The following is a 7,617-nucleotide window of genomic DNA, read 5'->3' as shown; positions in this document are numbered from 1 at the left end:
CATAATATCAAGTAGTCATAAATTTAATTATAAAAAAAAATATTATTTTTCTAAGGCAAACGATGTAGTTTTTTGTGACAAGGTTTACATACTGAAATCAAATCTTCTAAATTTTCTTTGAAAAGTCTATCGTAAGTTTTATGGTGTACTTCTTCCGCGCTTCTCTCTAGACATTCTTGGCACAAGTAATTATCAATTTTCATTCGATCATTTCTAATTATTTTCCATTCAATAGATTCTAAATATTTATAATATTTATATTTATTAGAATTCAAGTAATTTGAATTTATTATAATAAGATTATAAATTTTATTTTTTTCATTTTCTCTTTCTTGTTTCCAATTTTCAAATCCTTCATAATTAAATTCTGAATCTATATCTTTTGAATATTTCTTATGACTCAGTTTGTTAGTTTTGTCACATCCAGCACAGTTTTTACATTGATGATAAAGAGTTTTAATACTATTATTACTATGGAACTGTCTAATTATTAGGTCGGGATTTTTACAACAAGTATCAAAATAGTCAACTCTATTATGATTACATTTTTTGCATTTCGAGACTTTACAAAATTTGAAATAATCAATATCTTCAAATTCTTCTGAATTACATTTTGTACAAATTGACATAAAAATTATGAATTATATTGGTGTTCTACTGAATCTAACTTTTCCTCTCCCCAATCTGCTGTCTCCACATCGCGTAATACAAACCTTTTTCTGCAATCAGATTTTCGTGGGAACCAGTTTCAATCACTTGTCCGCGCTCTAAAACATAGATTCGGTCTGCGTGCATAATCGTACTTAACCTGTGCGCAATTAGAACTGTAATTTGTTCTTTTTGTTGTGAAATATCTTTGATGGTTGAAGTGATTTCTTCTTCGGTAATACTATCCAAAGCAGAAGTAGCTTCGTCGAAAATCAATAAGTTTGGTTTTCTCAATAATGCTCTCGCAATCGCAATTCTCTGCTTTTCGCCACCGCTTAATTTCAATCCACCTTCGCCGATGACCGTTTCGACGCCCTTTTCTGCACGTTCCAATAACGATTTGGTGCTGGATTTTTTCAACGCCAATTCGATGTCTTCTTCGCTGGCGTTTGGATTTACGAAAAGGAGGTTTTCTTTGATTGTTCCTGCAAAAAGCTGTGTGTCCTGAGTTACAAATCCGATTTGATTTCTCAGTTCATCAAAGTCAAATTCTTTTCCGTTGATTTGATTATAGAAAATATTGCCTTCCTGAGGTCGATACAATCCAACCAATAATTTAACCAAGGTACTTTTCCCTGAACCACTCGGACCTACAAATGCAATCGTTTCCCCATTTTTTACATCGAACGAAATATTATTCAAAGCTTTATATTGAGCGGATTGATGTTTGAAAGAAACGTGTTTGAATTCCAACTCTTCGATTGAACCGATTTGTTTTGGCGTATGTGGCTTTTCTTCAACTGACTTATTCATCAGATTGTCGAAGTTTTTCAAAGATGCTTCGGCTTCTCGATACGAAATAATAATATTTCCGATTTCCTGCATCGGACCAAAAATGAAGAATCCATAAAACATCAATGACAGATATTGTCCCGGCGTTACGATATTTCTGAAAATCAAATATAAAAGTGTCAAAGTAATCATCTGTTGAAGAAAATTGACCATTGTTCCCTGAATAAAACTCAATGAACGAATACTTTTGACTTTCTTCAGTTCCAGTCCAAGGATTTTGTAAGTATTGTTATTCAGACGTTTGATTTCCTGTTTGGTCAAACCTAAACTTTTTACAATTTCGATGTTTCTCAAGCTTTCGGTTGTACTTCCTGCTAAACTTGTAGTTTCTACAACAATCGTTTTCTGAATATTTTTGATTCTTTTACTTAAAAGATTTGTCACAAATGCAATCAGAAAAATCCCGACAATGTAAACCGGCATTATCGACCAATGCAATCTGATCGCATAAACCGAAACGAAAATGATACTTACCAAAATTCCGAAAAATACATTGATAAAATTCGTAATAAACTTCACCGAATCTTCTCTTACTTTGGTTAAAATCGATAAAGTTTCGCCACTTCTCTGGTCTTCGAATTCCTGATAAGGCAAAGCCATAGAATGCTGTAAACCGTCGGTAAAAATATTAGCTCCGAATTTTTGAGTAATGACATTCACAGCGTAATCTTGAAATGCTTTTGCAATTCTGCTGACCATTGCAGTTCCAATCAGTAATCCTAAAAAGTAAAATGCACCGTGGTAAATATCGGTTCCGTAAAGAAACTGATTCAGATTTCTAGGTAAGAGTTTTTCTTTATCGAAAAAGTGAGGATGTGTGACTAGATTATCTAAAATATTACCCGTAATAGCAGGAGCAAACAAAGAAAAAACCTGATTGACTGTTGCTAAAAATAAGGATGCAATCAGCAACCATTTGTGTGGTTTGAGGTAACGAAATAATGTCTTCATAATGATTTTGCAAATTTAATGATATAAATCTGATTGGTTCAGAAATAATATTGACTAAGAGTATATCTGAGATTAATAAAACCACATAAGCACATAGAAATGTCTTTCTTGAAAGGTGAAATAGAGTTTGAAAAGAAACTATTTCTTCTTAGTTTTTAAAAAAAATCTATGTGCCGATGTGGTAAAAAACACGGCTAATATTTTGTAAGCAAGCTTTTCACAAATCGTACTTTTGTGTAAAGCAGAATTTATATATATTGCAGTATAACATTTTACTATGCTTACAAAAGAACAAATCGCGCAACGCATATCCAAAGAAGTGAAAGACGGGATGTATGTCAACCTTGGAATCGGGATTCCGACTTTGGTTGCCAACTATGTTCCGGAGGATATTTCGGTGGAATTCCAGAGTGAAAATGGTGTTTTGGGAATGGGGCCATTTCCTTATGAAGGAGAAGAAGATGCAGACTTGATTAATGCAGGAAAGCAGACTATCACAATTCTTCCGGGTGGTTCTTTTTTTGATTCGGCTTTCAGTTTTGGGATGATTAGAAGCCAAAAAGTGGATTTGACAATTCTTGGCGCAATGGAAGTTTCTGAGAACGGCGATATTGCCAATTGGAAAATCCCCGGGAAAATGGTCAAAGGAATGGGCGGCGCAATGGATTTGGTAGCGTCTGCAGAGAATATCATTGTTGCAATGATGCACGTGAACAAAGCCGGAGAATCCAAAATTCTGAAAAAATGTACACTTCCTCTAACAGGTGTGAATTGTGTTAAAAAAGTAGTCACAGAATTAGCGGTTATGGAAATAACGGATAAAGGCTTCAAGCTTTTGGAAAGAGCGCCCGGAATTTCGGTAGAAGATATTGTAAAAGCTACAGAAGCCGATTTAATTATTGAAGGAGAAATTTCTGAGATGTCGTTTTAATTAAAATGACAACAAAAGTAAAAGGAACTTCTAAGATGAAGCTCCTTTTTATAAAAGAAAGTAGTAGTTTGTATTGTAATCTATTTATGAACTATTGGTCAAAAGTTTTTTGTAATGCTTGATTAATATCCTCCAGAATATCATCAATATGCTCTATGGCAAGGCTAAGGCGTACAAGTCCAGGCGCTAAACCAGATTTTTTGAGTTCTTCCTCAGAAAGTTGAGAGTGAGAAGTTGAAGCTGGGTTAAGAACTAAGCTTTTTGAATCTCCTACGTTAGCAAGGTTTGAGAATAGTTTTAGATTGTCTATGAATTTTACGGCATTTTCTTTTCCTCCTTTCAATTCAAAAGATAAAACACCACCGAACCCGTTTTTAAAATATTTTTTTGCGAGCTGATGATCAGGAAAGCTTTCCAAGCCGGGATAAAATACTTTTTCTACCACGTCTAGTTTTTGTAGATACTCGGCTACTTTTTGAGAATTTTCCACCGTTCTTTCTACACGTAAAGAGAGAGTTTCTACGCCTTGTAACAGAAGAAATGAGTTGAAAGGAGAAATTGCAGGCCCAAAATCCCTCAGTCCTTCAACTCTGGCTTTGATGATGTATGCAATGTTCCCAAATGGCGAATTTTTGCCAAAAACATCAGAAAATACCAAGCCGTGATATCCGTCCGAAGGTTTTGATAACAATGGGAATTTCTCCGATGACCAGTCAAAATTGCCACCATCAATAATGATTCCCCCAATAGAGTTGCCGTGTCCGCCAATCCATTTTGTAGCAGATTCTACAACAATATTGGCACCGTGATCAAAAGGTTTAAATAAAAATCCACCAGCTCCAAATGTATTATCAACAATCAAAGGAATGTTATGTTTTTTTGCAACATCAGCAATAGCTTCAAAGTCTGGGATATTAAGAGTAGGATTTCCGATGGTTTCTAGATATAAAGCTTTGGTATTTTCATCAATCAATTCTTCAAAATCTTCTGGATTGTCATCTTTAGCAAATCGAGCTTCTATTCCAAACTTCTTAAAGCTAACCTTGAATTGATTATGAGAACCTCCATAAAGATAAGGAGACGTTACAAAATTATCTCCAGATTGTAAGATGTTGGTAATTGCAATAAATTGTGCTGCGTGACCAGATGCAACGGCTAGAGCTGCTACACCACCGTGCAAAGCTGCAATTCTTTTTTCGAAAACATCGGTTGTTGGGTTCATTATCCTTGTATAGATATTCCCAAACTCTTTCAATCCGAAAAGATTAGCTCCGTGTTCTGCATTGTTGAAAACATAAGAAGTTGTTTGATAGATGGGTACTGCTCTAGAGTTGGTATTGTCTATATCGTGCCCTGCGTGTAACTGTAAAGTTTCAAATTTTAACTGACTCATATATTTAAATTTAATTTTAAAAAAAATACTCTTTTGACTCTGGGTTACAAGTCAAAAGAGTACTAATCTAAAATTGAAATTATCTTTTTGACTTATCTTCCTCTTTTGAGTTTGAATGTAGCACCTTGCCATAATTAGCAGGTTGCTAAGGTTTCTAAGGGTCAAATCCCTCCACCTTTCTTGATAAGTTGTTCTTTTGTAGAACGTTTTATGTGACAAATATATAAATAATATTTATCCTACCAAATAAGTATGATATTAATTTGTAAAAAAAACTGTCTTTTTACAACAGTTTTATATTTTTGATATCTATTACTTCTTAACTGCACCAAAAACCTGTTGTAGAATAGAAGTCGTCCTCAAAGCTGCATTATTTCTGATTCCTGTTTCTTTTTCCGCTACCATTTTAAAAACGCCGTTGATGGTTTCTGTAGTTACATATTCATTCAAGTCAGTGGTTACAGCTTGTCCTGTCAACGTGTTGTATTTCGAAAGGATATTCCTCCAAACTGTATCTGCGCCAACTTTTCCTAAAGAAGCTTTTACTTTTGGTTGGAATACTGTGAACAGCTGACTTTGAGTTTTTGCATGTAAATAGCTGGCTGCGGCATTATTGCTTCCCAAAAGAATATTTTTTGCATCCGTAATCGTCATTGATGTAATTGCAGTGGCAAAAATTGGCGCGCTTCTGTTACGGCATCTTCAGCAGCTCTGTTCAAAAGCTTCACCCCTTGGTCCGCCAAACTTCCATTCCCAAACTTCTGAGAGTTGTATCAATTTTTCTTAGTTTTTCAGGCATTAGAATTTTTACCAATTCATTTTTATAAAAACCATCGGTTACTCCCAATTTTTTGACACCTTCTGTTACGCCAAGATTGAGTGCTTGTTTTAATCCGGATGAAATCCTGGTCTGAGTCAGATTACCAACATTGATATTGGCATTGGAAGCACTTGTCGTATTGGTTGGCGTAGGCGTTACTGTTTTTGTTTTCGTAAGATCTACGCCTGTTTTATCTTTAATGATACTGCTAAAAACATCGCCAATCAGTGCCTGAGTGATGGTTGAAATCGATAATCCTACAATAATTAAATATTTTGTTTCATAAAGTCTATATAATAAAAAAAAATAGATGAAAATTTTGGATGGATGTTAAATCCGGATATAAAATTAAATTAATCCTGATGTCGCAGAATCACATCATAGAGATCTTGTCGGCGATCAGACAATGTTCTCACCGCTCCGTTGTAGTGCAGTTCTTTCAGAAGATTTAAATCTACATCCACAATCAGTGTCATCTCGGTATTCGGTGTCGCTTCACCTTTTATGGCATTGGATGGGAATGCAAAGTCCGAAGGTGTGAAAACGGCAGCCTGTCCAAACTGAATGTCCATATTATTAACACCCGGCAAATTTCCCACACAGCCTGCAATCGCTACATAACATTCATTTTCGATGGCTCGGGCAGCAGCACAGTGACGGACACGCGTGTAAGCGTTCTGAGTATCTGTAAGATAAGGAACAAATAAAATTTTCATTCCCTGATCTGCCAATAATCTCGGAAGTTCTGGAAACTCAACATCATAACAAATAATGACGCCGATTTTCCCACAATCTGTATCGAAGACTTTGACTTCGTTTCCGCCCGTCATACCATAATATTTACGTTCATTCGGTGTGATGTGAACTTTTCGGTATTCATCAATTTTTCCGTCCCTGTGTAGGAGATAGCTAACATTGTATAATTTTCCATCTTCCAAAATTGGCATACTTCCGGAGATGATATTCACATTATAACTTACTGCGAATTCCGAAATTTTTTGCTTTATTTCTTCCGTTAATTCAGACAGTTTCTCCATAGATTCGCGCTCGTTCATATGATTGAAAGGTGCCAATAGAGGTGTGTTGAATAACTCCGGAAACAGACAAAAATCCGATTGATAACCTGCAACAGCATCCACGAAAAACTCAACCTGCTTGTAAAAATCCTCTAGATCTTTCAAAGGTCGCATCTGCCATTGGATCAATCCAAGACGAATTACACTATCCTGCATTGTATTTTTCTTCGCCGTGTAATAGATGTTGTTCCACTGGAGAAGAACTGCATATTCCTCAGATTCTGTATCGCCTTTAAGATAACCTTTTAGGATTTTTACAGGAGAGAAATTGTTCCCGATTTGAAAGCTCAAAACAGGGTCATAGATTTCTTTATTTCGTACTTTGTTGATGTATTGTCTTGGTAGTAATTCCTTGCTATAAAGATGATAATTCGGGATTCTTCCACCAACGATGATTGACTTTAGGTTCAGGATTTCACACAGTTCTTTTCTTGCATCATAAAGTCTCCGACCTAATCTTAAAGCACGAAATTCTGGGTCAACAAAAACCTCGATTCCGTAAAGGACGTTACCATTGTTGCTATGCGTGTTGAAACTTTCGTTTCCTGTGATTTCATTATATGTATGCTGATCTCCGAACAATTCGTATTGAACGATGATTGATAATGCTGCTGCTACCAATTTTCCGTCCACCAAAATACAGATTTGTCCTTCTGCGAAAATGGAGGTCAGTTTTTGGATATTCCGTTTGCTCCAGACATTGTCATCTATCTCGGGATAGGCTTTCCGCATAGCTTCTGTCAATTCATCATAGTCGTCAATACTTAGTTTTCTGATTTCTACCTGCATAGTTTATATATTTTTATTGATTAACCACAAATCGAAGATTCGACAAAGTCAAAAGTCACAAAAGAAAGCATATAACATTCTTGATTTTATGAGATTAAAGTTAAAATAAGCCTTTTGTAACACCTTTTTTATTAGAATATTGATTGCATCAAAAACT

7 protein-coding genes and 1 riboswitch are annotated in these 7,617 nt (G+C 35.3%); of the genes, 1 reads left to right on the top strand and 6 read right to left on the bottom strand.

Going from position 1 to position 7,617, the window contains the following annotated elements; genetic code table 11:
- Positions 1-50: 50 nt before the first annotated feature.
- Entirely contained in the window at positions 51-629 is a 579-nt protein-coding gene (locus tag EGH73_RS04465) for a hypothetical protein (protein WP_123280864.1), read from the bottom strand.
- A 34-nt stretch (positions 630-663) separates the two neighbouring features.
- Entirely contained in the window at positions 664-2,451 is a 1,788-nt protein-coding gene (locus tag EGH73_RS04460) for an ABC transporter ATP-binding protein (RefSeq protein WP_123280863.1), read from the bottom strand.
- 277 nt (positions 2,452-2,728) lie between these two features.
- On the opposite strand from EGH73_RS04460, the gene EGH73_RS04455 reads away from it, so the two are divergent.
- Complete coding sequence (locus EGH73_RS04455; protein ID WP_123280862.1) at positions 2,729-3,382, top strand: CoA transferase subunit B; 654 nt, start codon at positions 2,729-2,731, stop codon at positions 3,380-3,382.
- Between the two features lie 91 nt (positions 3,383-3,473).
- Here EGH73_RS04455 and EGH73_RS04450 read toward each other — a convergent pair whose 3' ends face one another.
- The 4 genes from EGH73_RS04450 to EGH73_RS04440 all read right to left on the bottom strand — a co-directional run bounded on the left by EGH73_RS04450 (position 3,474) and on the right by EGH73_RS04440 (position 7,460).
- Positions 3,474-4,775 (bottom strand): O-acetylhomoserine aminocarboxypropyltransferase/cysteine synthase family protein, encoded by a 1,302-nt coding sequence (locus EGH73_RS04450; RefSeq protein WP_123280861.1) that lies wholly within the window; start codon positions 4,773-4,775, stop codon positions 3,474-3,476.
- 89 nt (positions 4,776-4,864) lie between these two features.
- Positions 4,865-4,965: riboswitch (SAM riboswitch) on the bottom strand.
- 122 nt (positions 4,966-5,087) lie between these two features.
- Positions 5,088-5,429, bottom strand: a complete 342-nt coding sequence (locus tag EGH73_RS14285; protein WP_228411485.1) for a DUF4197 domain-containing protein — start codon at positions 5,427-5,429, stop codon at positions 5,088-5,090.
- Between the two features lie 70 nt (positions 5,430-5,499).
- A complete protein-coding gene (locus EGH73_RS14280; protein WP_260255257.1) occupies positions 5,500-5,679 on the bottom strand; it encodes a DUF4197 domain-containing protein in 180 nt (59 codons plus the stop codon).
- 269 nt (positions 5,680-5,948) lie between these two features.
- Positions 5,949-7,460 carry a carbon-nitrogen hydrolase family protein gene (locus EGH73_RS04440; RefSeq protein ID WP_089771068.1) on the bottom strand — a complete coding sequence of 504 codons (1,512 nt, stop codon included), beginning with the start codon at positions 7,458-7,460 and terminating at the stop codon, positions 5,949-5,951.
- Positions 7,461-7,617 lie beyond the last annotated feature (157 nt).

Source organism: Epilithonimonas hominis (genome assembly GCF_003730015.1).
GTDB lineage: Bacteria > Bacteroidota > Bacteroidia > Flavobacteriales > Weeksellaceae > Epilithonimonas > Epilithonimonas hominis.
The sequence above is the reverse complement of the archived record's forward strand: the minus strand, read 5'-3'. Positions and strand labels throughout refer to the sequence as shown.

Excerpts from the sequence above, each read along its gene's own strand:
- EGH73_RS04460 (WP_123280863.1), bottom strand. The coding sequence starts at position 2,451 with ATGAAGACATTATTTCGTTACCTCAAACCACACAAATGGTTGCTGATT.
- EGH73_RS14285 (WP_228411485.1), bottom strand. The coding sequence starts at position 5,429 with ATGACGATTACGGATGCAAAAAATATTCTTTTGGGAAGCAATAATGCC.
- EGH73_RS04450 (WP_123280861.1), bottom strand. The coding sequence starts at position 4,775 with ATGAGTCAGTTAAAATTTGAAACTTTACAGTTACACGCAGGGCACGAT.
- EGH73_RS04465 (WP_123280864.1), bottom strand. The coding sequence starts at position 629 with ATGTCAATTTGTACAAAATGTAATTCAGAAGAATTTGAAGATATTGAT.
- EGH73_RS04440 (WP_089771068.1), bottom strand. The coding sequence starts at position 7,460 with ATGCAGGTAGAAATCAGAAAACTAAGTATTGACGACTATGATGAATTG.
- EGH73_RS04455 (WP_123280862.1), top strand. The coding sequence starts at position 2,729 with ATGCTTACAAAAGAACAAATCGCGCAACGCATATCCAAAGAAGTGAAA.